Source organism: Streptomyces sp. SD31 (assembly GCF_052068475.1).
In the GTDB taxonomy this organism is placed as follows: Bacteria; Actinomycetota; Actinomycetes; order Streptomycetales; family Streptomycetaceae; genus Streptomyces.
This window is the reverse complement of sequence record NZ_JBQHCX010000014.1, coordinates 114,442-137,228: the sequence shown is the minus strand read 5'-3', so window position 1 is coordinate 137,228 and position 22,787 is coordinate 114,442. Positions and strand designations below refer to the sequence as shown.

Here is a 22,787-nt window from a genome sequence, read left to right as displayed (position 1 = left end):
GTCGTGACCGAGCGGCAGCCGGGGAGGAGCGCCACGATGACCGTCCTTGAAGACAGGATCGCGATGGCCCAGAGCGACGACACGTCCTGGCTCGACGACATGTTCGAGCGGCTCGAGAAGATGCCCGTCCCCGAGGGATACAAGGTCGAGATCGTCGAGGGGACCATCTACATGTCGCCACAGCGGGACATCCACTGGAAGACCATTCGAGCGATCATCTGGGCCATCGAGGACGCCTTTGGCAGGCACGCGGAAGTGTTCTCGGACGTCCGCATCGACTTCCCCGGCCGCAAGAACGGTCTCGCCCCGGACGTGGCGAAGCTGCGCGACGGCGCCCAGAAGAACTCCGAAGACCGCTGGCGCCACGAGGACGTCGAGTTCATCGCCGAGGTCATCTCCACGGACACGGCCAAGAACGACTACGGCCCCAAGAAGACCGCGTACGCCCTCGCCGAAGTCCCCGTCTACCTCATCGCCGACCCTTACACGGGCAAGTGCCACCTGTTCACCCAGCCCAAGGACGGCGACTACATGAGCGATACGTCGATCACGTACGGCGGGGACGTCGACATGACCAGCACCCTCCTTGGCCTCACTCTCAAGACCGACGAATTCCCCCGCGGCTGACCCGGACGCCCTTTCTACGCCACCGTCGCCAGCTGCTCCTCCCGCCGCTCCCGGGGGACGAAACGGGCGTACGGGTGCCCCTGGTTCCACCCCACCGACAGCCGCAGTCCGCCGACCCGGGCCAGGACCAGGGCGATGGTGACGGCCGCGGCGGCCGTGATCGCGCCGCCCACCGCCAGGCCCGCCCGCACGCCGTACGCGTCCGTGATCCAGCCGGCGATCGGCGCGCCCAGCGGCGCGCCGCCCATGAACACCATCATGTAGAGGGCCATTACCCGACCCCGCATGCTCGGGTCGGTGGACATCTGGATGCTGCTGTTGGCGGTGACGTTCACCGTCATGCCGAACATGCCGATGGGGACCATGAGCAGCGCGAACAGCCACAGCGAGGGCGCGAGCGCGGCCACCATCTCCATGGCGCCGAAGGCCACCGCCCCCGCGATCAGCACCCGCATCCGGGCCGTACCGCGCCGGGCCGCGAGCAGGGCGCCCGCCAGGGAGCCCACCGCCATCAGCGTGTTGAAGAGGCTGTAGGAGCCGGCGCCCGCGCGGAAGACGTCGTCGGCGAAGGCCGACAGGTAGACGGGGAAGTTGAAGCCGAAGGTGGAGACGAACCCGGCGAGGGCGATGGTCCAGATCAGCTCCGGGCGCCCGGCGACATACCGCAGCCCCTCCCGCAGCTGCCCCTTGCCACGCGGGGCCCGCTCGACGACGTACAGCTCACGCGCCCGCATCAGCAGCAGACCGGCGATGGGCGCGACGAAGGACAGGCCGTTGAAGAGGAACGCCCAGCCGGTGCCGACCCCGGTGATCATCAGGCCGGCGACGGCGGGGCCGACCAGGCGGGCGGACTGGAAGTTCGCCGAGTTGAGGCTGACCGCGTTCTGCAGCTGGTCGGGGCCGACCATCTCGGAGACGAAGGACTGGCGGGCCGGGTTGTCGACGACCGTGGCGAGGCCCACGGCGAAGGCGGCGAGGTAGACGTGCCAGACCTGGACGTGTCCGGTCAGGGTGAGGACGGCCAGCGCGATGCCGGTGAGGGCCATCGACGTCTGGGTGACGAGCAGCGTGCGGCGCCTGGGCAGACGGTCGACGAGGACGCCGCCGTAGAGGCCGAAGAGCAGCATCGGCAGGAACTGCAGGGCCGTGGTGATGCCGACGGCGGTGGCGGAGCCGGTGAGGCTGAGCACCAGCCAGTCCTGGGCGATGCGCTGCATCCAGGTGCCGGTGTTGGAGACGACCTGGCCGACGAAGAACAGGCGGTAGTTCCTGACCTTCAGCGAGCTGAACATCGAAGAACGGCGCTTGGGGACGGGCGGGGAGTTGTGGGTGGTCGGTGCGGGGGCGGAGTCTGCTCCGGGTCCCGTACTCAAAAGGGTTCGCCTCCTCGGTATGGCTTACAGGTGTGCGAGCTTCTCCAGCACGGGGGCGGCGGCGCGCAGTTTCGCCCACTCGTCCTCGTCGAGGCCCTCGACCAGGGTGGCCAGGAAGGCGTTGCGCTTGCGGCGGCTCTCCTCGAGCATCGCCTCGGCCTGCTCGGTCTTCGTGACGACCTTCTGGCGCCGGTCCTCCGGGTGCGGCTCCAGACGGACCAGTCCCTTGGACTCCAGCAGGGCGACGATGCGGGTCATCGACGGCGGCTGGACGTGCTCCTTGCGGGCCAGCTCACCGGGGGTGGCCTTGCCGCAGCGGGAGAGGGTGCCCAGCACCGACATCTCGGTGGGGCTCAGCGACTCGTCGACCCGCTGGTGCTTGAGCCGGCGTGACAGTCGCATCACGGCGGAGCGCAGAGAGTTCACGGCGGCAGCATCGTCGCCATGGGTAAGGTCCGACATGTTCTTTAGGGTAACTCATTACCCTCGCTAAATACCACCCGGAAACACGAAGGTTGCCCGTGACCCTGGCCACTGAATCGCCGCATCACTCATATGGGTGATCCGGCGCCGGAACGTGACACACCGCACCGAAGAGTGCCGCGACCCTCGTGTTCATGGGGACCAGCGTGCTCAGCCTGCGGATAGACCACGAGCTGCTCGAACGACTCCGGGAGCATGCGGCGAAAAGAGGAATGAGCGTCCAGGACTACGTCGTCCGGACGCTCATCCGCGATGACTTCGACGAGCGGTTCCAGACCGCCGTGGAGGAGACCGAGAAGTTCTACGGGCTTACGTGAGGCGGCTTACGTAAGACCCAGCGCCGGCATCAGGTAGTAGAAGCCGAACACCGCCGCCACGACATACATCGCGACCGGCACCTCGCGGCCCCGCCCGGCGGCCAGGCGCAGCACCGCGAAGGTGATGAAGCCCATGCCGATGCCGTTGGTGATCGAGTAGGTGAACGGCATCATCACCATGGTCACGAAGGCCGGGATCGCGACCGTGTAGTCGGCCCAGTCGATCTCCTTGACGGAGTTCGCCAGGATCAGGAAGCCGACCGCGAGCAGGGCCGGGGTGGCCGCCTGGGACGGGACCATCGTGGCGACGGGCGTCAGGAACAGCGCCACACCGAACAGGGCGCCGGTGACGACGTTCGCGAATCCGGTACGGGCGCCCTCGCCGACGCCGGCCGTGGACTCCACGAAGGCCGTGGTGGCCGAGGAGGAGCTGGCGCCGCCCGCGGCGACGGCGAGGCCGTCGACGAAGAGGACCTTGTTGATGCCGGGCATCTGGCCCTGGGCGTCGGTCAGCTTGGCCTCGTCGCTGACGCCCATGATCGTGCCCATGGCGTCGAAGAAGCAGGACAGCAGCACCGTGAAGACGAAGAGGACGCCGGTCAGCGCGCCGACCTTCTCGAAGCCGCCGAACAGGCTGACCTGGCCGATCAGGCCGAAGTCGGGGCCGGCGACCGGGTTGCCGGGCCACTTCGGGGTCGTCAGGCCCCAGGACGGCACCTTCGCGACCGCCTCGATGGCGACGGCGAGCACGGTCATCGCGACGATCGAGATGAGGATCGCGCCGGAGACCTTGCGCACGATGAGCGCGAGGGTGAGCAGCACACCGAGGATGAACACCAGGACCGGCCAGCCGTTGAGGTGACCGTCCCCGCCGAGCTGGAGGGGCACGGTCGTCCGGGCGGCGTCCGGGATGCGGGAGACGAAGCCGGCGTCGACGAGGCCGATCAGCATGATGAACAGGCCGATGCCGATGGAGATGGCCTTGCGCAGGCTGTAGGGCACGGCGTTCATGACGCGCTCGCGCAGACCGGTGGCGACCAGCAGCATGACCACGAAGCCGGCGAGCACCACCATGCCCATGGCGTCCGGCCAGGACATCCGGGGCGCCAGCTGGAGCGCGACCACCGAGTTCACGCCCAGACCGGCGGCCAGCGCGATCGGCACGTTGCCGATGACGCCCATCAGGAGCGTGGTGAAGGCCGCCGTGACGGCCGTCGCGGTGACCAGCTGCCCGTTGTCGAGCTGGTGGCCGTACATGTCCTTCGCGCTGCCGAGGATGATCGGGTTCAGCACGATGATGTAGGCCATCGCGAAGAAGGTGGCGAAACCGCCGCGGATTTCGCGGGGCAGCGTGCTGCCGCGCTCGGAGATCTTGAAGAAGCGGTCGAGTGCGCCGTACGCGGGGCCGGCTCCCGGCTGTTCAGGGGCGGGGACCTTGGCGGGGGCCGAGGAGGGCATGTATTCGGTGTTTCCTACGAAGAGAAGTGGTCAGACACAAACCGTTTCAGTATGAACATATAAGTGCCACATCGGCCATCTCCGCGCGTAGACCTGATCGCCTCGTAAGCTGTCCCCCATGGCCCCCCTTTTTTCGGGATCCCCCAAGCATGAGGCGCCGGAGCCCCTGGAGGGCCCCGTGGTCGCCACCATCACCGTCGGCACGATCCTCTGGTTCGTCCTCTTCGTCGTCCAGCTGCCCTTCTACGGCTGGTTCGCCGACCACGACCTCACCAAGTGGGTGTGGACCTGCCTGGCCGGCGGCGGCCTCGGGCTCATCGGCATCTGGTACGTCCGTAGGCGCGACGCGGCGATCAAGAGGGCGGCGGCACCGGCGGAAGCCGACGACACCAAGGCCCCCGCCACCGACTGAGGGCGTACAACCACGGCATCATCCCGGGCCGTTCAGGTCCTCCACAGGTCGGAACTTCCGCCCGCTCGGCGGGTGAAGCCGTAGATCCGCACGTACCGTCGAATGCATGACGCATACCGACGCGGGCGCCGAAGTGGACACCCCTGTGCACCCCGCCTCCGTCCCGGTGGCGACGGGTGGGCTGACCGCGGCCGAGGTGGCCGAGCGGGTCGCGCGGGGGCAGGTCAACGACGTGCCGGTGCGCAGCAGCCGGTCGCTTGCCGACATCGTCCGCGCCAACGTCTTCACCCGGTTCAACGCGATCATCGGCGTGCTCTGGGTGATCATGCTGGGTGTCGCGCCGATCCAGGACAGCCTGTTCGGCTTCGTGATCCTGGCCAACACGGGCATCGGGATCATCCAGGAGTGGCGGGCGAAGAAGACCCTCGACTCGCTCGCCGTGATCGGTGAGGCGCGGCCCACGGTGCGGCGGGACGGGGCCGCCGCCGAGGTCAGTACCTCGGAGATCGTGCTGGACGACCTGATAGAGATCGGGCCGGGTGACAAGGCCGTCGTGGACGGGGTGTGCGTCGAGGCCGACGGGCTGGAGATCGACGAGTCGCTGCTCACCGGGGAGGCCGACCCCGTCGTCAAGCGGCCGGGCGATCAGGTGCTGTCCGGCAGTTTCGTCGTCGCCGGGGGCGGCGCCTTCCAGGCCACCAAAGTCGGCCGCGAGGCCTACGCCGCCCAGCTCGCCGAGGAGGCGTCCCGGTTCACGCTGGTCCACTCCGAGCTGCGCTCCGGCATCTCCACCATCCTCAAGTACGTGACGTGGATGATGATCCCGGCCGCGATCGGCCTGATCATCACCCAGCTCGCCGTGAAGGACAGAGACCTCGACGACTCGCTCGCCCGGACCGTCGGCGGCATCGTTCCCATGGTCCCGGAGGGGCTCGTGCTCCTCACCTCGGTCGCCTTCGCCATCGGCGTCATCCGGCTCGGCCGCAAACAGTGCCTGGTGCAGGAGCTCCCCGCCATCGAGGGCCTCGCCCGCGTCGACACCGTCTGCCTCGACAAGACCGGCACCCTCACCGAGGGCGGCATGGACGTCACCGAGCTGCGCCCGCTGAGCGGCAGCGACGAGGAGTACATACGGAAGGTGCTGGGCGCCCTCGGCGAGTCCGACCCCCGCCCGAACGCCTCCCTCCAGGCCGTCATCGACGCCTACCCCGACGCCGAGGACTGGCGCTGCACCGAGTCCCTGCCCTTCTCCTCCGCCCGCAAGTACAGCGGCGCCACCTTCAGCGAGGGCAACGGCGAGGCCAGTACCTGGCTGCTGGGCGCCCCGGACGTGCTCCTGGCCGCCGATGACCCGGCCCTGGCCGAAACCGACCGGCTGAACGAACAGGGCCTACGGGTCCTGCTGCTCGCCCGCGCCGGCCGCGACCTCGACGATCCCGAGGTGGCGGAGGGTGCCAAGCCCGCCGCCCTCGTCGTACTGGAACAGCGGCTGCGCCCCGACGCCGCCGACACCCTGCGCTACTTCGCCGAGCAGAACGTCCGGGCCAAGGTGATCTCCGGGGACAACGCCGTGTCCGTGGGCGCGGTCGCGAGCAAGCTCGGGTTGACCGGTACGACGGTCGATGCGCGCCGGCTCCCCCAGGACCAGGACGGGATGGCGACGGCCCTCGACGACGGCACGGTGTTCGGGCGGGTCACCCCGCAGCAGAAGCGGGACATGGTCGGCGCGCTCCAGTCCCACGGGCACACCGTCGCCATGACCGGCGACGGGGTGAACGACGTCCTGGCCCTGAAGGACGCCGACATCGGCGTGGCGATGGGCTCGGGCTCGGAGGCGACCCGGGCGGTCGCCCAGATCGTGCTGCTCAACAACAGCTTCGCGACGCTGCCGTCGGTGGTCGCGGAGGGGCGGCGGGTCATCGGCAACATCACGCGGGTCGCGACGCTGTTCCTGGTGAAGACCGTCTACTCGGTGCTGCTGGCGCTGATGGTGGTGTTCTGGCAGGTGGAGTACCCCTTCCTGCCCCGCCATCTGACCCTGCTCTCCACCCTCACCATCGGTGTCCCGGCCTTCTTCCTGGCCCTCGCACCCAACAAGGAACGCGCGAAACCCCATTTCGTACGGCGCGTGATGCGGTACTCGATCCCTGGCGGACTGGTGGCCGCGGTGGCGACCTTCTCGACGTATCTGATCGCCCGTCACTACTACAGCGGGGACGGCGCGCTGGACGCGGAGACGAGCGTGGCCACGCTGACGCTGTTCCTGATCTCGATGTGGGTGCTGGCGATCATCGCCCGGCCGTACACCTGGTGGCGTCTGACACTGGTGGCCACGATGGGACTCGGGTTCCTGCTGGTGCTGGTGGTGCCGTGGCTGCAGGAGTTCTTCGCGCTGCGGCTGGTCGGGGCGACGATGCCGTGGATCGCGGTGGGGGTGGCGGCGGTGGCGGCGGTCGCCCTGGAGTTCACATGGAAGTGGGTCGACCGCCGTTTCCCGGCGTAGCCGCTGCGCTGGGCTTTGGCCGATGGAGCGCGCCCCTTGGGGCGTTCTACTGCACGTCGACGAAGTCGCCCGTGGCGGTGGCCGCCGGGGTCGTCGTCGTGCCCGCGAAGGTGTAGCGGAAGTAGCCGTCCTCGGTGGCCTTGAGCGTGGTCTTCAGGTCGCCCGTGGCGTTGGACTTGATGGTCTTCACCGTGGTGTAGGTGCTGCTGTTCTTCTTGCGGAACTGCAGGTTCACCGGCTGCTCGACATAGCCGTTGTACGTGCCGCGGTCCCAGTTGGCGCGGGACAGCTTGCCGGTGACCGTGATGGTCTTGCCCTTCTTCACCGGCTCCGGCGAGGCGTTCACCGTCAGCTTGGAGAAGCGCTGCATCAGCGTGGTGCCGAGGCCGCTCTGGCCCTTGTAGCCGACCTTGGTGATGTCGAAGGTCTCGCCGTCCGGGTCCTGGCCGTTGAAGGCGGTGGCCTCGGCCGCGGCCCGCCACGTCCCGGCGTCCGAGTTGATCAGCTCGTGGCTGCCCGGGTAGACGTCGATGGTCCCCTTGCAGTTGGCGGTGGTCGCCGAGGTCGCGGTGCACTTGGCCGGCTTGTTGCCGTAGAGCATGTTGTCCGGCGCGGTGGCGGAGCCCCGGTAGATGATCGGGTCGGTGATGAAGTCGGCGGCGGCGATGTTGACATCGTCACCGTGGGTCAGCGTGTACGTCACCGTGGCCGCGACATGGTTGGTCGTGCCGACCTTGATCGCCTTGGCGATCTTGAAGTTGGAGAAGGTGACGTTCAGGGCGTACGGCTTGCCCTCCTCGGCCGGGGCCCTGCCGGACGCGGCGTGCGCGGCCTGGCGGATCTTCGCGACGTCCGCGCGCTGGGCGGCGGCGGAGTCGTCGGCCTGCGCGGCCGGAACGGCGAGGGCGGAGAGGGCCAGGGCGCCGGAGACGGCGGCCACGGTGGCTCTGATGCGCATGCGTTCCCCTGGTGCGGAAAGGGGCCCCGCTGGTCGTCGTTCCGCGCACTGCCGGTCACGTCGGGGCCCGAGTGATCGTGGGGCCTGTTGACCCATGTGATCAGATAGGCGACAGGGGTCGCCGGTTGTGCGGTGGGCGGGGAAGTTTCGTGAGCTTGGTCACGAACTCCCGGCCGAGGCCGGGAAGTTCGTGACACATGCCCTGTTTCTGTCGTGCTGCCCTACTGCCTACTGCTGCCTACTGCTCCGCTGCCTACTGCACGTCGACGAAGTCACCCGTGGCGCTGACCGCCGGGGTGGTCGAGGTGCCCTCGAAGCGGTAGCGGAAGTAGCCGTCCGCGGACGCGGTGACCGTGGTCTTCAGGTCGCCGTAGGTGTTCGTCTTGATGGTCTTCACCGTGGTGTAGGTGCTGGAGCCCTTCTTGCGGAACTGCAGCTTCACCGACTGGGTGGAGTAGCCCGCGTACTTGTGGGTCTCCCAGTTGGCGCGGGACAGCTTGCCGGTGACCGTGATGGTCTTGCCCTTCTTCACCGGCTCCGGCGAGGCGTTCACCGTCAGCTTGGAGTAACGCTGCAGCTTGGTGCTGCCCAGGCCGTCCTGCATGGCGAAACCGACCTTGCTCCAGTCGATGTCCTCGGAGTCCGGGTCCTGGTCGTTCCAGTCGATCGCGTAGCCGCCGGCCTTCCACGTGGTGGCGTCGGCGTTGACCAGCTCGAACTCCGGGTAGACGGCGATGGTGCCCTTGCAGGTGTCGGTGGTCGACGAGGTGGGGGTGCAGACCGGCCAGTCGTCACCGTAGAGGGCCTTCGTCGCGTCCTCGTACGTGGCGCCGCGGTAGATCTCGACGTCGAGCATCAGGTCGGCGGCGTTGAGGTCCATGCCCGCTTCGTGGGTGACCGTGTAGGTCACCGGGACGGTCACCGGGTTGCTGATGCCGGCGACGATCGGCTTGCCGCTGTTGATCTTCACGTTGGAGAAGGAGAGGTCCAGGGCGTACGGCGCGCCCGTGTCCTCGGCGGCGAAGGTGCTGCGGGCGGAGCCGTCGGCGTCCGCCTGACGCGCGGCCTGCACGGCCGCCCGGACGTCTTCCTTGCTGGACGACGGGGCGTCGGCGGCCTGCGAGGCCGGCACGGCGAGGGCGGAGAGGGCCAGGGCGCCGGAGACGGCGGCCACGGTGGCACGAATGCGCATGCGTTCCCCATGGGGATGAGGGTCCCGGCGATGGTCGTCACGGGACCGGAGTGATGTGGAGTCGGGAACCGCCCGGCGCCGGAGGAACCGGCACCGGGCGGCAGGCGTCCCGTCGCTCTGCTGACTAGCGGACGTCGACGAGGTCACCCGCGGCGCTGACCGCCGGGGTGGTCGAGGTGCCCTCGAAGCGGTAGCGGAAGTAGCCGTCCGCGGACGCGGTGACCGTGGTCTTCAGGTCGCCGTAGGTGTTCGTCTTGATGGTCTTCAGCGTGGTGTAGGTGCTGGAGCCGCTCTTGCGGAACTGCAGCTTCACCGGCTGGGTGGAGTAGCCGTTGTACGTGCCGCGGTCCCAGTTGGCGCGGGTCAGCTTGCCCGTGACGGTGATGGTCTTGCCCTTGGTGACCGGCTCCGGCGAGGCGTTGACCGTCAGCTTCGAGGCGCGCTGGACGTTGAAGCTCTTGGCGTTTTCCTTCAGGACGTAGTCGGCGTCGTTACCCGCGGCGATCGCCCAGACCTTCCAGCCGCCGGCAGCGGAGTTGAACACGTTGTAGCCCGGGTCGAGGTCGAAGGTCGACTTGCAGTTCGACGTGGTGGCGCTGACCTCGGTGCAGGTGGCACGGCCGTCGCTGCTGTTGGCCACGGCGCCCGTGTCGGAGCTGTCCATGTCGGCGCCGTGGTACAGGATCGCCTGCGCCCAGTCGACGCCGGAGGCGTCCTTGACGGTGAACGAGACGGTGATGGTCTTCGTCGTGGTCGCACCGACGACCGCCGCCTTGCCGCCGTTCACGACGACGTTCGAGATCGTCGTGTCGCCCTCGACCTCGTCGGCCTGCGCGGCCGGGACAGCGAGAGCGGAGAGGGCCAGGGCACCGGTGACGACGCCGAGGGTGGCACGCATGCGCATGTGTCGTTCCCCAAGTGGAGAAGGGGGTCCCGGCGCCGGGCGCGTGTCCAACCAGCGGCCCAGGGCGCCTTGCGGGACCCGAGTGATCAGGGAGCCTGTTGGCTCGCCTGATCAGATTCACGACACACATGAAAGGTTGTACGACTCCTGAAGAATTTGTGCGAGAAATTTCAAGATCAGCCCCGGAAGGTGCAGTCGTGGCCGTCTACTTCCTCGTCGTCCGCTATCCCAAGGACGACGACCTCCCGGACTCGTCCACCGACGTCACCGCGGTCGGCGCGGAAGCCTTCGGCGACCTCCTGGGGATGCCGCCGGAGCAGCTGACCGACGTGTATCCGCTGACGCGGGCGCACGCCGGGCATCTCCGGCAGCTGACCGGTATCGCGCTCGACCTGGAGAAGTACGACTACTTCCTGGAAATCGAGGCGGGCTGACGAAACGGGCAGGGGCCGTCCGAGGGGACGGCCCCGTGGCTCAGTCGAACCAGCGGTCGCGGGCCAGTTCCGCCGTCCTGGACGGGTCCTCCAGCAGGGCGGCGACCTCGAACCGCCGCGGCCACTGCCCCGCGGCCCACGCGAGCCCCGCGGCCACGCCCTCCAAGGTGGCGGCGTGCAGGACACCGTCGTCGGTCAGCCGCCAGTCGATCTCCACGCCGTCGACGACGAGCTCCTCGTGTTCGACGTACGACTGCGGGGTCCGCGCGCCGAGCAGCACCCGCACCGACTCCGGTACGTCGTGCTCGGTGCCCTCGCTCGTCACCTCCCCGGTGACGGACTCGCTCAGCCGCCGCACCTGGAACAGCTCGGCCAACTCGGCCGCCCGGGACGGCCGTACCGGAAGCAGGGGCACGCCCTCGGTGAAGGGCAGCAGGTCCGGCGAGTCCACGACCACCGCGTCGGCCGCGTCGACGACCTCCACCCGCCCGTCCACGACGGCCCGCAACTCGTCCGGCAGGGTCACCTGCTCGGGATCCAGGTCGGCCAAGGCGCCGTACAGGGCGTGCAGTTGGGGCGAGGTGACGGGGCGCTCCGGATCGGCGAGCCGGTCGAGGAGTTCGGCGGCGCCGCCCGGCTCGTCGAGCAGCGCGGCGACGGACGTCCGCACGCCCAGCGCCCGCAGCACCTGCTCGTCCTCGAAGCCGGTCGCGTCCGCCTCGTCGTACAGGCCGCGCAGGAGCGGGTCGCCGCCGGAGGCCAGCAGACCCGCCGGGCGGCGGCCGTCCAGCACCGGGTTGCCCCGCAGCCACCAGGCCGTGTACGGCCGTACGACCTCATGCGTGCCGTCGGGCAGCAGGATCCGCACCTGCTGGGTCAGCGCGTCCCGCAGGGGCGGCTGGGCGAGCAGGGCGAGGGCCTGCGGCCACTTGTCGTCGTCCACCAGATCCAGATCGCGTACGGCGATCAGCTCGGTGGCGACCGGCGGTACGGGCGTGTCCGGGAACCGGTCGAGGATGTCCTCGCTCCACACGTCGACGGCGTCCAGCAGACCCGGGTCGTCGGGCTCGGCGAAGTCCCCTTCGCGGGGCTCCAGTTCATCCGGGTCGAGGACGACGTCCGTGGCCCGGACGAGGGCGAAGTTGGCGAGGACGCCACAGGCGGCGAGGGGCTGCTCGCCCCACCTCTCGGCCAGCTCGGCGTCGACGGTGGCGAGCTCGTCCTCCCGCATGACCTGGGCGAAGGGGCTGCCGGGGAGGACGAGTTCACCGGCGGGCGCCAGCTCCCCGTCCTCGTCGGGGAGGGCGAGGGCGCCCAGCCACGGCTCGTCACCGGGCTCCAGACCCGCGTCCCGCACGAGCGCGAGGACGGTGTCGGCCAGTTCCTCGGCGTCGGGAGCGTCCTCCTCCCAGCTCACGCCACTGTCCTCGTCCAGGGAGGCGGCGACGGCGGCACGCACCTGGGGCGTGGTGAGGACCGCGCGGGGCGTGGCCGGCAGGGCGCCGAGCTTCTCCAGGAGCGGGTGGGCGGCGTCGGGGTGGGCGACCTTGAGCCCGAGGCGGGCGAGGGTCTCGGGGTCGACGGAGGCGCCGTCGGGGGTGGGGAGCAGGACCTGCCGGGGCCCGATGGTGGTGCGCCCGTCGGCGAGCGGCACGGGCAGGCCGGACAGGCGGTCCGGGTCGACCCCGGCGAGGCTGTCGTAGAGCCGCCGCCACCAGCCCGGCTCCTTCTCCAGTCCGGCGAGCCGGTCGATGGCGTCGGTGAGCGGGACGCGGGCGACGCCCAGGGTCCGCAGCTCCACCCGCCGTTCGAGCCCGGCGGGGAGGAGGGTGGGCAGGACCTCGGCGAGGACGCGCACCGTCTCGGCACCGGCGCTCTCGACGACCTCGGCGTCACGGGGCCGAAGCGACTCGGGCAACTCGTCGTCGTCCTCACGCGGCTCGACAGCCGGCGGGAGGAAAGACGTACGGGGCAGCCGCTCCAGGATCGCCTGGCGCAGGGCCCCGTCCAGCTCGCCCTTGCCGAGCGGCCCCGGCACGAGCCCGATGATGCCTTCGCTCACGGGGCGCCAGTCGGCGAGCAGTTCGGCGTACGCATCGGCCGCCCGCTGCACGAGGAAGTCGGTCAGCGGGCCGGGGGCGGCGTGGCGGCGGGTGGTGTCGAGGGGGAAGGAGGCGATGAGGAGGGCGGGGACGCCGAGGGGTTCGTCGCTGGGGGTGGGCGCGTGGACCACCGGGGCCGTGCGGGGCCGGTCGGGCGTGCTGTCGGCGGCGTTGACGGGCACGGCCCAGGTCAGCGACCAGTGGGGCCGCAGCCGCTCCTCGACCGGGCGGTCGGCGAGGAGCTCGGGCGTGAGCGGGCCGTGGGCGGCGGACGTACGCCAGTGGGTGACGCCGTTGTGCGAGTCCTCCACGACGGTGAAGGGCCCGTCGGTACGACGCCGCAGCGTGCGCGGCTCGTCGCCGCCGACCTCGACCACGACCTCCTCAAGCCCCGGCAGGGCGAGGAGCAGCGCGTCGTCGACGGCGTGCAGCAGCCGCTCGGCGAGGTCGGCGGCCGCGGTGTCGCGCAGGGGGAGGATGACGGCGGTGTCGTACGGGTCCGGGGCGGTGCCCTCGGCGGCGAACGGCAGCCGCAGGAGCGGCACATGACCGTCCCGCCGCCTGATCTCATCACCCAGTCCCGGACTGTGCCGCGCGGTCTCCCGAGCCAGCTCCCGGGCCTCGGCGAGGGACCACCGGATGCCGCCGTGCCGCCCGACGACGGCGGGCTCGTCGGTGACGGCGAGGACGGCGGCGAAGCCGACACCGAACCGCCCGACGGAGCCTTGCTGGGTGTCCCGCTTGGCGGAGGCACGGAGGGTGGAGAGCGACTCGACGCCGGCGGCGTCCAGCGGGGCGCCGGTGTTGGCGGCGACGAGAACCCCGTCCCGCAGGGTGAGCCGAAGCCTGCCGGGCACCCCTGCCCTTGCTGCGGCATCGGCGGCGTTCTGAGCAAGCTCGACGACGAGCCGGTCCCGATACCCGCCGAGGACGAGATCCTCCTCGGCGTTGGCGTCCTCGCGGAAACGGGCGGGGCTGGTGGCCCAGGCGTCCAGCACACCGCGGCGCAGTCGGGCCGTACCGAAGGGGTCGGCGCCTTCGGCTGCGGGCCGCACGAACTTGCTCACGTTGACTCTCCTCATCGGCGTGATGTTGAAGGTACCGCCTGGGGAGCGGGGCACGGAGCACAGGATGCGCGCTCTTCGGGAGCCTGAGGCGACTCGCGTCACTCGGTCAGGAGTCCCTAAGCTGAGCCGGTTGATCATGTGACCGTCTCATCTGCACGGGGAGTGCCGGACAATGCTGGACCTGATCAAGGAGGCCCTCGGTCAACTGGTCACGCTGGTCGTCGGAATCGTCCTGCTCGTCTGGTGGATCGGCGGTCCGGCGGTGACCGCCATCGTCTGGAGCGGGGGCGACAAGAACCTCGCGCTCCAGTTCCTGGCGGCCTGGGCGGTCATCACCGCGCTGTATCTCACGGCTTCCCGACTGATCCGCCGCGCCCGGCGCGCCTGATCCGCCCACCCGACATCCCGGCCAGGACCGCCGACGGGACGGTCATTCACTCGCGGCGCTCGGCGTGACCGTTATGTCGGATGCATCAGATACGTCGGATGCGTCCGAGTCCGAAGAGTCCGAATCCTGGACCGCTCGCCGACGCGCACGCAGCCAAAGGGCTCCACCGCCGCCCGTGACCAGCGCGAGGGCAATTCCCCCGGTCAGCCACCACAGCCAAGGGGCGCTGCCATGCGTCTTGCCCGAGACCGTCATGAGCTCGAGCTCCCTCGATGTGTCGACCGAGGGGAAGTCCCGCGGCAACGTGATCTCGTCGTCCTCGCTGAGGATCTCGTTGTTCGCGCGGAAGTCGTCCAAGTCCTGGTAGCTCTTGCCCTCGTGATCCACGATGCCCACGTTGCCGTTCGGTCGGCACACCAGGAACAGCGTGATCGAATCGAGCCCCTTCTTGCCCTTGTGCGTGACGATGACCTTCTGGGCGTACACCTGACCACGGGATTCACACCGGGTCTGCGCCACGGACGAACCGCATGTGACCATCAGCAAGGCGAGCGTCATCGCGGTCGTGAACAGCGCGTGGACGGTCATGCGGAGGTGCATCTTCCTGCCGGACACCAGCGATCTCCTCTCGATCAGCCGATCGCCGACGGCAGTGTCGCGGCACCCACCCGGGACCCGTCCCGGGGAATCGACACTCTTGCCCAACTCGCTTGCTGGGTTCGCAGTTGACTGCATAGCATCGCGTTCACTATCGCGAATCGAACATTGTTCCGGTGCTTGGGGGGCCTGGCGTGACGTTGGTGATGGCGGTGGCGGCCCTCTGGGGCGTGCTGCAACTGTTCGCGCTGTCCTGGCCGACGCGTTCGGTGCGCCTGTCGACCGTGTTACTGGCGCTGGCAGTGGGCGTGTACGGGTGCGGGGTGGCGACGGCGTTGGTGCAACTCGCCTACACCCGCCTCTACGCAGATCTGTCGGACCAATCACTGGTGACGGTGGTGAACACCACCAGCTACACGGTGGCCCCTTGGCTGGAGGAATTACTCAAGGTCGCCCCGCTGCTACTGGCGGGGCTGAGCCTGCGGGTTCGCCGACAGTGGGGGCTTACCGACTTCGTGGTGGTGGGTGCGGCTCTGGGGGCGGGGTTCGGGCTGCTGGAGGCGGTCCTGCGGTTCGGCCTGGACGCGGACCGGGCGATCCTCCGCGGCGAGGGCTGGATCATCCCCGACAGCTTGTCGCCGCCCTATGTGCCCGGCCTGGGGCAGGTGTTGACGTCCTGGCTCCCGGCACCGTTCAGCCAACTGGACCTGGGCGGCCCTCCCGTCACGGAAACGTTCACGCACCTGGTGTTCACGGCGATGGCCGGCTTCGGCGTCGGGCTGCTGTGGCGCGCACGCGGTTGGGTACGCCTGCTGTCGGTCCTCCCGATCGCGGCCGCCGCCGCGCACCACGCGGTGAACAACTACGCGGTACAGGAACACACCGGCTGGGCCAGGGAGTGGCTGGAGTCCCTGGACGGGCTGGCGTGGGCTGCGCCCCTCGCGTGCCTGGCCATCGCCATGGCCGTGGACGTACGCCAACTCCACCACGGCAAGCGCACCGTGCCCGACGTACTCCTCACCTCCGAGCGCGCCGAAGGCGACAGCCTGGGCGCCCTGCTGCGCTACGCGGCCTGGCGTCTGCCATGGAGCCTGCTGATCGTCCTGCGCTACGTCAGACTGCGGCGCTCCTTGCTGTACGCCGCCGCGTCGGCGCCGTCCGAGGCCACCGGGGAACTTCGCCAGGTCGTCGCGGGGGTCACGGCCCGGATGGACGCGTCCGACAACCAGCGCGCCTGGCAGACGCTGAACATCCGCGCGTGGCTGAAGGCGACGCGAGCGGCCCGACGTTCTCGCAGGCGATGGCTCCTGCTGATCCCGTGCGTACTGATGCTCCCCGCGCTGCTGTTCCTGGGGATCGGCTCGTTCACCTCCACCGCGGGCCTCCAGGAGTTCTTCAGCACCGGTGCGGGACCGAAGATCCTCATGGGCTTCGGCATAGCCGCCCTGATCTGGATCGCCTACCAGCTCACGGTCCTGCTGCGCAGCTGGCGGCAGGTGTCGGCACAGCCGATGGGCGAACTGCTGGCGGCCCACCGCTTCCGTCTCGGAACCGCCCTGGGAGCGGCGACCACCGGCGTCCTGCTGCTGTGGCGCGGCCTCGGCGACGCGGGCCCCGACGGCAGAGCCATCCGCATGCTCCACCTCCTCGACGCCCTGAACACCTTCCTGGTCTACCTCGGCTTCGCCCTCCTCCTTCTCTCCCTGCTCGCCCTGTTCCCTCCCGGAGGGCTCGCGCTGGCCGGAGGCGGAGCGGTCGGCGCCCTGACGGCCGAGGCGGCCCTCAACGCCGGTCTCCTCGGCACGGCCGGGCTCGTCCTCATGGGGTTGGGCGCCTCGAATGGGTCCGGCGGGGACTACAACGCGTGGCCGAGGAACAAACGCAAGGGGCGCACAAAGCCCGAGCACCGTGCGGATGTTCGCGGTGACGAAGGCAAGAGCCTTGGCGGCAAGAGCAAGGGTCACACCATCGACAAGCACGTCGACAAGACCATTGCTGGCATGCGCAAGCGTCTGCGTGAAGAACCTGGCCTTGAAGCAGACTCACGCTACGTTGACGTCGATGCGGCACAACGCTTCACCGACAAGACTCTCACGATCGAACGAAATCAGCGGAAGATATCCGCTTGGCTGGCCAACGGCGCGAAAGGAACATTGCGACTGGAAGCGAAGTTTGACGAACCCACAGGACTCCACCTCACGCGGTACGACTTCACCCACGGACAGCCAACAAAGTGGGTGAACCGCGTTCGTGTCGTCCTCAAGGCCGACCCGTCGGCGGTATCCGGATACCGCGTTCTCACTTCGTTCCCTCGCCCCTGAAACCCACTCTTGGAGTAAGCGATGAGTCAGGCACTCCCACCTGGGCAGCGATTCTACGAACTCAGCGAGCTGCTGGAAGCCTACGCGAACACCGGCTTCACATTCTCCGACACCACAGAGACCCCAGGCCCTGGTCTGGCCTCTTACCTCAGAATCGCTGCGCGGGACCCTGCGCGCGCATCAATCGCCGTCCATCAAATTGACGACCTACTCTCCGTCGGACTCTTTTCCGAAGAGATCGCGGATGATGTAGAGGACCTACAGCACATCCGACCGCCGATGGGCACTAGTGTGGAGGACTGCCTGCGTATCGCCAGAGACCACCTCCACCGGTTCCTGCAAGACCCGTCACGAGTTCCCCAGATGAACCCACAGAATGCATGGGAATGGAACGAGCGATTCCCCCACTTGAGCCAATTCCTCGGCGGCTACTTGCACCAAAATTACTCAGAATTCTATAACTCTCCCGAGGAGGCTATCGATGAGTACGTCAGCGAATCCGCACCGGAAGACCGTGCACAGGCAGCGCAGGAGATCACCGAACTTCTGACGATGGTGTCCTCGGATCAGGAACTCCACACGGCAACCACGGCGTTGGGGCTCGACCTTCTGCCACCGGAAGGGATGTCCCTCCGACAATGGCTGGAACTGATCCACCAAAGGATCGCTGCGGCGTAGTGAATCAGCCTTGATCTGGACCTACTGCGAGCAGTGGAACAACCTCGCCGAGACGCCCATGAACCCGCTGACACCCGAGCAGGCTCAGGCCCGGCACGCATCCGGAGATCGACGACGAGCCGGTCCCGGTACCCCCCGAGGAGCGCGGGGTGCCCCCCTCCGGCGGGCCCACCACACGCTTACCTACGATGAGGAGCCAAAGAAAGGGTAAAGATGCCGGACAAGACCTCGCCGCTGTGGTGGCTCTTCGCAGTGCTCAGCGCGGCCGCCTTCATCGCCGGGATGCTCCCTGGCATGGTCAACCGGCGCCAGAAGATCTTCGTCTCCATGGGCCCCGCGTTCACGTTCCTCGTCCTTCTGGGCTTGGCCGCGGTCTACGACGAGTCCGTCACCGAGTGGCTACCCGTCTACAGCGCCGTCCTCCTCGCCTGCGCCCTCTGCGTCGTGGGCCACTGGAAGGCCCTGCGCACCTTCATGACCTGGCGAGCGGGAAACCCCGGCAGGCCGGACAGCGAGGGCCCTGGAACCCCCTGGATCCTCCAGCTCGCCCTCACCCTGCCGGTGTGCCTGGTCGGGGCGATCACGTACGTCCGCTGACGCAGTTCATCGCGTCGCATACGACACGAAGTCGACCCATGCCTGCGGCCCGAGGGCGAGTCGGGGACCGGTCTCGGAGTACTTGGAGTCGCGGACGTGGACGGTGCGGGGTGCTACGGCGATCTCGACGCAGGAGTCGCCTTCGCTGCTGCTGCTGTAGCTGCTCTTGAACCACACCAGCTCGGAGGCGTTCCCGGCCGAGGCGTTGCGGATCATGTTTCCCCCAGCAGTTGTTCGATGAAGGCAGTCGACTCACGTGGTGTGAGAGCCTGCGCCCGGATGATGCCATACCTCAGTTCAAGGATACGGAGATGCTTGGGTTCGGAGACCGGGCGCCCGTTGGCCATGGCTGGCGAACGCCCCACTGCCGAACCATCCTCGAACTTCAGCACCTCGATTCCACCGGCCAGTCCGGCGTGCTCCTCCCGATCCATCGGCATCACCTGAAGCTCGACGTTCCGCGACTTCCCCGCCTCCAGTAGATGTTCGAGCTGGCGACGCAACGCCATCCTGCCTCCGAGTGGACGCCGCAGCGTCCACTCCTCCAGGACGAAGCTGAGTTCAGGCGCGGGGTCCCGCTCGAACACGGCCTTGCGGGCCACGCGCGCCGCGATGAACCGCTCCACCTCGTCCTCTGTGTACGCCGGGCGCCGCATCAGGAGGAGCCCGCGTGCGTACTCCGGCGTCTGCAACAGACCGTGGACGTTCAGCGGATCGTAGAGCTGGAGCTCGACCGCCTTGGCCTCCATCTCCCCCAGCGCCCGCACCTTCTTCGGGTACCGGACCTTCTTCACGTCCTCCCACGCCGCCGAGATGAGCCCCCGGCCCCCAACACCTCGTCGGCCCTGTCCAGGTACTCCTGCCTCGGGATCCGCTTCCCACCCTCGATCTTGTAGACCAGGTCCTCCCCGTACCCGACCGCCTTCCCGAACTCGGCAGCCCGCATCCCCACCGCCTCCCGCCGCAGCTTCAGCTGTCGTCCGACGGTCGCGATCACCGCCACACCCCACTCGTCGTCCGGATCCACCTCCCAACCCGGCTCGTCCGCCTCCGTCTTGAGCCGCCCCGCGTCCGCCTCAACCGACATCCCGAACCCCTCCGTCGTACCGCCGCAGTGCAGCAGCGCCCTACCCATACGTAACGCCCCGACAGCCCGGACACGACCGGACAAGCTCCGGACAGTCACCGTACGCACCCGCTGAGTCACTGTTCACGGTAAGCACGCGCCGCAACTCTGAGTGACGTGAATCAGAAATCCGCCGAACTCATCACCCCTACCCGCCGCTTCAGCCTGCGACTGTCCTCGACCCCACGCGGGGCCCGTCTGGCCCGCCTGCTCACGGCCGAGCAACTCCGCAGCTGGGGCCTGCCATTGGACCCGGCGGCGCACATCGTGGCGGAACTGGCGGCCAACGCGGTCACCCACGGCAGAGCCCCCGGACGGGACTTCCGGCTCCTCATTCACGCCGCCGGCGACACCGTCCGTATCGAGGTGACCGATACACGCGCCGACCGGCTACCGCGCACCGAACTCTCCACCCCCGAAGCGGAGTCGGGCCGAGGCCTGGTCATCGTGACCACCCTGGCCGACCGCTGGGGCGTCACACCGGGGCTGCCGCCACGCAAGACGGTCTGGGCCGAAGTCGACCTCGCACCGGAACCCGGAAGCCCGCGCTTCGGTGACGCAAGCGATCAACCCAAACAAGAAACAAAGGTCAAAGCACCTCACCAAGCCCCACCCCTCCCGCCCCCGGCTCAAACTCACCCACCCGGGTGAACATCACCAACTCGGCTGGATTCGGGACAGGTTGCCTGTCTTACGCTCGCCGCAGAACAACCGCGAATATGCCTCAGACATGCAACGGCCCTCGCCGGGACGGCAATCCCAGTGCGAGGGCCTGACCACCAAGGAAGAAAGCACCTTCCCGATGGATACGCAAAACCCTAGCGCGCCCCCGCACGCCCAGTCCCGCCTTGCCGCCAACAACAACCCGAACCAGCGGCACCCTCACTCCGGCGGCGGCCTGGTCCACGAGAACACCCGCCACACCACCCGCTTCACGGTGATCGGCAACCACCTCGCCCAGCACCCGGAGCTGTCGGCCCTCGCGATCGGCCTTGCGGTCTACATCCAGTCGCTCCCCGCAGGCGCCCGCGTCGACATCAAGACCCTCACCGCCCGCTTCCCCGAAGGCACGACCCGCATCACCGACCTGCCACCCGGACCCTTGTGCCGCCCGGCAGCCCTCCTGGCCCACCGCCTCACCACCCAGCTGCCGCCCCCGCCACCGTTCCGCGCCCCAGCACCACCGCCTCCCGACCGGCACCCCTTCCAGACCTGCGAACGCTGCGACCGAGCCTTCCGCGCACCGCTGCCCGGCCGCTGCCGCGACTGCCGTATCCCCGATCCCGTACCGGCCGCCTGAGCGCCAGCCAGGTCACAACACACCGACGAAAGGCCCGAAACCGCACCATGGTCAGCTCGTCCCACGAGGCGATGCACCGCATCTTCCAGGACTATCCGGGGCTCTTCTCCGGGGTCTCCGAGGTGCTGGGCATCGACTTCGCCCCACCCACCTCGGTCACCGTCCTGCCCAGCGACCTCACCGAGACCAGCCCGGTCGAACGCCGTGTGGACACACTCGTACGGTTGGAGACGGAGGACGACGAGCCGTTGCTCCTCGCGATCGAGGCCCAAGGCAAGAAGGACCCGGACAAGCCGGCGAGCTGGGCGTACTACGCCTCGTACTTACTCACGAAGTACCGGCTGCAGCCGGTACTGCTGGTCGTCTGCCAGGACCGCGCCACCGCGGAATGGGCCGCCCGCGAGGTCGACTTCGGCCCTCGCCAGTGGCCTGTGCTCACCCTGCGCCCACTGGTCGCGGGACCGCACAACATGCCGCTGATCACTGACCCGGCCGAGGTCCGCAAGGACCTCGCGCTCGCCACCCTGTCCGCGATCACTCACGCCAAGAATCCGGACGTCGGGGCCATACTGAAGGCAATGACGACCGTGCTGCGGGACACCCCGCAGGCCATCGCAGCCCCGATCATCGAACTCATCTCACAAGGCTTGGGCAAGCGCCCGGCCGCGGAACTCTGGAGGAACCTGGTGGCCGTGGACCTTTCCTTCTACAAGTCCTACATCGCGGAAGAGATCCGGGACGAAGGCCGTATCGAAGGCCGTGCCGAGGACATCCTGGACGCCCTGGAGGTGCGTGGCATCCACGTCCCCGAAGCCGTCCGCGAACGCATCACCGGCTGCGACGACCCCGACGCCCTACGCCGCTGGCACCGACGCGCCGTCATCGCCCCGACAGCAGAAGAGATCTTCGGGGACGAGTAGCCAGCAGCCACAGTCGGTGGAGCGGACGCCGCTAAGAGTGCCCCAGCTCCGCTGACTCCTCGTCCCCGGTCACCGACACCGACCCCGAATCCGCCGCCGGTCGCAGCGGGAACGGGTCCACCCGTGTCTCGTCGATCACCGGCGGAGCCGGACGCGGTGGCTTCGGCATCACCGCTGCCTCGGAGTGGCCCCCGCAGCCGTACGTCAGGGACACCACCCGGCCGTCCGCCGGGGAGAACTCGTTCGCGCAGACTCCGAAGGCCTGGCCGAGCGAACCGCCGATGGGCGCCAGGAAGCCACACGTGACACACGACGCCGGGGCCGCCTGGGCCATGGGGGTCTTCGCGCCGTACGCCTCCTCCCAGCGGTCCGCGGCGATGTGCAGGCCGTAGCGGGACAGGACGCGGGCGCGGCGCATGCCCAGTTCCTCCGCCACCGCGGCGATGGAGCCACGGGAGGGGGCGACGAGAAGGTTCGCGGGGGCGCCGGCCGTGACCTCGGCGTCCTCCGCCTCCACCAGTTCCGCCATCTCCTCCGAGACGACCGAACTCGGCACCGGCTCGTCCTCGCCGGAGAAGCCCGGCTCCAGGCGGAGGTCCTCGGCGTCCGTGGGCAGGAGGTCGCCGGGGCCCATGTCGCCGGGGCGCAGGCGCTCGCTCCACGGCACCCACTCGGGGGCCAACAGCGCGTCCGGACCCGGCAGCAGCACCACCTCGTCCAGCGTCACGACCTTCGCGCGCGACGCCCTCGCCACCGTCACCGCCCAGCGCCAGCCGCGGTACCCGAGTTCCTTGCACTCGAAGAAGTGCGTGACAACGCGGTCGCCTTCGGAGAGCAGGCCCGAGTGCTCTCCCACTACGCCGGGCGCGGCGGCCTCCTCGGCTGCGGTGCGGGCGAGGTCGACCGCCTCGGCGCACAGACGGTCGGGGGTGCGGCTTCGCGTTGTCGCTGCGCTCACAGGTATCGCTTCTCTCCTACGCCGTCTCTCGGGTGCGGTGCCTTGAGGCGGTGGAGCGAACGGAGCGGACCA

Annotated in this window: 22 protein-coding genes and 1 pseudogene; 12 read left to right on the top strand and 11 right to left on the bottom strand. The window is 69.0% G+C overall.

What is annotated here, in order from left to right; translation table 11 throughout:
• The first annotated feature begins 36 nt into the window (after positions 1–36).
• Entirely contained in the window at positions 37–627 is a 591-nt protein-coding gene (locus ACTMVF_RS28420) for a Uma2 family endonuclease (RefSeq protein WP_301999755.1), read from the top strand.
• 14 nt (positions 628–641) lie between these two features.
• On the opposite strand, the gene ACTMVF_RS28415 is transcribed toward ACTMVF_RS28420, so the two are convergent.
• Together ACTMVF_RS28415 and ACTMVF_RS28410 are read right to left on the bottom strand one after the other, a co-directional pair.
• Positions 642–2,000 carry an MFS transporter gene (locus tag ACTMVF_RS28415; RefSeq protein WP_441273938.1) on the bottom strand — a complete coding sequence of 453 codons (1,359 nt, stop codon included), beginning with the start codon at positions 1,998–2,000 and terminating at the stop codon, positions 642–644.
• Positions 2,001–2,024: 24 nt separating this feature from the next.
• Positions 2,025–2,462, bottom strand: coding sequence for a MarR family winged helix-turn-helix transcriptional regulator (locus ACTMVF_RS28410; RefSeq protein ID WP_441273937.1), 438 nt, complete (start codon positions 2,460–2,462; stop codon positions 2,025–2,027).
• A gap of 155 nt (positions 2,463–2,617) precedes the next feature.
• Between ACTMVF_RS28410 and ACTMVF_RS28405 the strand changes: the two genes are divergently transcribed.
• Positions 2,618–2,800 carry a ribbon-helix-helix protein, CopG family gene (locus tag ACTMVF_RS28405; protein ID WP_441273936.1) on the top strand — a complete coding sequence of 61 codons (183 nt, stop codon included), beginning with the start codon at positions 2,618–2,620 and terminating at the stop codon, positions 2,798–2,800.
• Between the two features lie 6 nt (positions 2,801–2,806).
• On the opposite strand, the gene ACTMVF_RS28400 is transcribed toward ACTMVF_RS28405, so the two are convergent.
• Complete coding sequence (locus ACTMVF_RS28400; RefSeq protein WP_441273935.1) at positions 2,807–4,258, bottom strand: NCS2 family permease; 1,452 nt, start codon at positions 4,256–4,258, stop codon at positions 2,807–2,809.
• Between the two features lie 118 nt (positions 4,259–4,376).
• Here ACTMVF_RS28400 and ACTMVF_RS28395 point away from each other — a divergent pair, with 118 nt between their 5' ends.
• Together ACTMVF_RS28395 and ACTMVF_RS28390 are read left to right on the top strand one after the other, a co-directional pair.
• Positions 4,377–4,670, top strand: a complete 294-nt coding sequence (locus tag ACTMVF_RS28395) for a DUF2530 domain-containing protein (protein WP_441273934.1) — start codon at positions 4,377–4,379, stop codon at positions 4,668–4,670.
• A 106-nt stretch (positions 4,671–4,776) separates the two neighbouring features.
• On the top strand, positions 4,777–7,173 hold the full coding sequence (locus ACTMVF_RS28390) for an HAD-IC family P-type ATPase (protein ID WP_441273933.1): 2,397 nt from the start codon (positions 4,777–4,779) through the stop codon (positions 7,171–7,173).
• A 46-nt stretch (positions 7,174–7,219) separates the two neighbouring features.
• Here ACTMVF_RS28390 and ACTMVF_RS28385 read toward each other — a convergent pair whose 3' ends face one another.
• The 3 genes from ACTMVF_RS28385 to ACTMVF_RS28375 all read right to left on the bottom strand — a co-directional run bounded on the left by ACTMVF_RS28385 (position 7,220) and on the right by ACTMVF_RS28375 (position 10,227).
• Positions 7,220–8,131, bottom strand: a complete 912-nt coding sequence (locus ACTMVF_RS28385; RefSeq protein WP_441273932.1) for a hypothetical protein — start codon at positions 8,129–8,131, stop codon at positions 7,220–7,222.
• 253 nt (positions 8,132–8,384) lie between these two features.
• Positions 8,385–9,323, bottom strand: a complete 939-nt coding sequence (locus ACTMVF_RS28380) for a hypothetical protein (protein WP_441273931.1) — start codon at positions 9,321–9,323, stop codon at positions 8,385–8,387.
• Between the two features lie 124 nt (positions 9,324–9,447).
• Positions 9,448–10,227 (bottom strand): calcium-binding protein, encoded by a 780-nt coding sequence (locus ACTMVF_RS28375; protein WP_441273930.1) that lies wholly within the window; start codon positions 10,225–10,227, stop codon positions 9,448–9,450.
• Between the two features lie 197 nt (positions 10,228–10,424).
• Between ACTMVF_RS28375 and ACTMVF_RS28370 the strand changes: the two genes are divergently transcribed.
• A complete protein-coding gene (locus ACTMVF_RS28370; protein ID WP_441273929.1) occupies positions 10,425–10,661 on the top strand; it encodes a DUF7683 domain-containing protein in 237 nt (78 codons plus the stop codon).
• A gap of 40 nt (positions 10,662–10,701) precedes the next feature.
• Here ACTMVF_RS28370 and ACTMVF_RS28365 read toward each other — a convergent pair whose 3' ends face one another.
• Positions 10,702–13,830, bottom strand: coding sequence for a sacsin N-terminal ATP-binding-like domain-containing protein (locus ACTMVF_RS28365; RefSeq protein WP_441273928.1), 3,129 nt, complete (start codon positions 13,828–13,830; stop codon positions 10,702–10,704).
• Between the two features lie 172 nt (positions 13,831–14,002).
• Here ACTMVF_RS28365 and ACTMVF_RS28360 point away from each other — a divergent pair, with 172 nt between their 5' ends.
• Positions 14,003–14,218: a hypothetical protein gene (locus ACTMVF_RS28360; RefSeq protein ID WP_441273927.1), complete on the top strand. Its 216-nt coding sequence runs from the start codon at positions 14,003–14,005 to the stop codon at positions 14,216–14,218.
• Between the two features lie 42 nt (positions 14,219–14,260).
• Here the strand turns inward: ACTMVF_RS28360 and ACTMVF_RS28355 are convergent, their stop codons facing one another.
• Complete coding sequence (locus ACTMVF_RS28355) at positions 14,261–14,806, bottom strand: hypothetical protein (RefSeq protein ID WP_441273926.1); 546 nt, start codon at positions 14,804–14,806, stop codon at positions 14,261–14,263.
• Positions 14,807–15,009: 203 nt separating this feature from the next.
• Between ACTMVF_RS28355 and ACTMVF_RS28350 the strand changes: the two genes are divergently transcribed.
• The 3 genes from ACTMVF_RS28350 (at position 15,010) to ACTMVF_RS28340 (ending at position 18,411) form a co-directional block, all read left to right on the top strand.
• On the top strand, positions 15,010–17,136 hold the full coding sequence (locus ACTMVF_RS28350) for an RNase A-like domain-containing protein (RefSeq protein ID WP_441273925.1): 2,127 nt from the start codon (positions 15,010–15,012) through the stop codon (positions 17,134–17,136).
• Positions 17,137–17,157: 21 nt separating this feature from the next.
• Complete coding sequence (locus ACTMVF_RS28345) at positions 17,158–17,814, top strand: contact-dependent growth inhibition system immunity protein (protein WP_441273924.1); 657 nt, start codon at positions 17,158–17,160, stop codon at positions 17,812–17,814.
• Positions 17,815–18,027: 213 nt separating this feature from the next.
• Positions 18,028–18,411 (top strand): hypothetical protein, encoded by a 384-nt coding sequence (locus ACTMVF_RS28340; protein WP_441273923.1) that lies wholly within the window; start codon positions 18,028–18,030, stop codon positions 18,409–18,411.
• 6 nt (positions 18,412–18,417) lie between these two features.
• Here ACTMVF_RS28340 and ACTMVF_RS28335 read toward each other — a convergent pair whose 3' ends face one another.
• Both ACTMVF_RS28335 and ACTMVF_RS28330 read right to left on the bottom strand, forming a co-directional pair.
• A complete protein-coding gene (locus ACTMVF_RS28335) occupies positions 18,418–18,627 on the bottom strand; it encodes a DUF397 domain-containing protein (protein ID WP_441273922.1) in 210 nt (69 codons plus the stop codon).
• Positions 18,624–19,498: pseudogene (locus tag ACTMVF_RS28330) on the bottom strand (helix-turn-helix domain-containing protein). Before ACTMVF_RS28330 ends, ACTMVF_RS28335 begins: the two are co-directional and overlap by 4 nt.
• Positions 19,499–19,654: 156 nt before the next feature.
• Here ACTMVF_RS28330 and ACTMVF_RS28325 point away from each other — a divergent pair.
• The 3 genes from ACTMVF_RS28325 (at position 19,655) to ACTMVF_RS28315 (ending at position 21,757) form a co-directional block, all read left to right on the top strand.
• Positions 19,655–20,188 (top strand): ATP-binding protein, encoded by a 534-nt coding sequence (locus ACTMVF_RS28325; protein ID WP_441273921.1) that lies wholly within the window; start codon positions 19,655–19,657, stop codon positions 20,186–20,188.
• Between the two features lie 151 nt (positions 20,189–20,339).
• Positions 20,340–20,837 (top strand): hypothetical protein, encoded by a 498-nt coding sequence (locus ACTMVF_RS28320; RefSeq protein ID WP_441273920.1) that lies wholly within the window; start codon positions 20,340–20,342, stop codon positions 20,835–20,837.
• A gap of 47 nt (positions 20,838–20,884) precedes the next feature.
• Entirely contained in the window at positions 20,885–21,757 is an 873-nt protein-coding gene (locus tag ACTMVF_RS28315) for a hypothetical protein (RefSeq protein WP_441273919.1), read from the top strand.
• Positions 21,758–21,788: 31 nt separating this feature from the next.
• Here the strand turns inward: ACTMVF_RS28315 and ACTMVF_RS28310 are convergent, their stop codons facing one another.
• The gene (locus ACTMVF_RS28310) at positions 21,789–22,715 is read right to left on the bottom strand and encodes a DUF3027 domain-containing protein (RefSeq protein WP_441273918.1); all 927 of its coding nucleotides are present in this window, start codon (positions 22,713–22,715) and stop codon (positions 21,789–21,791) included.
• Between the last annotated feature and the right edge of the window lie 72 nt (positions 22,716–22,787).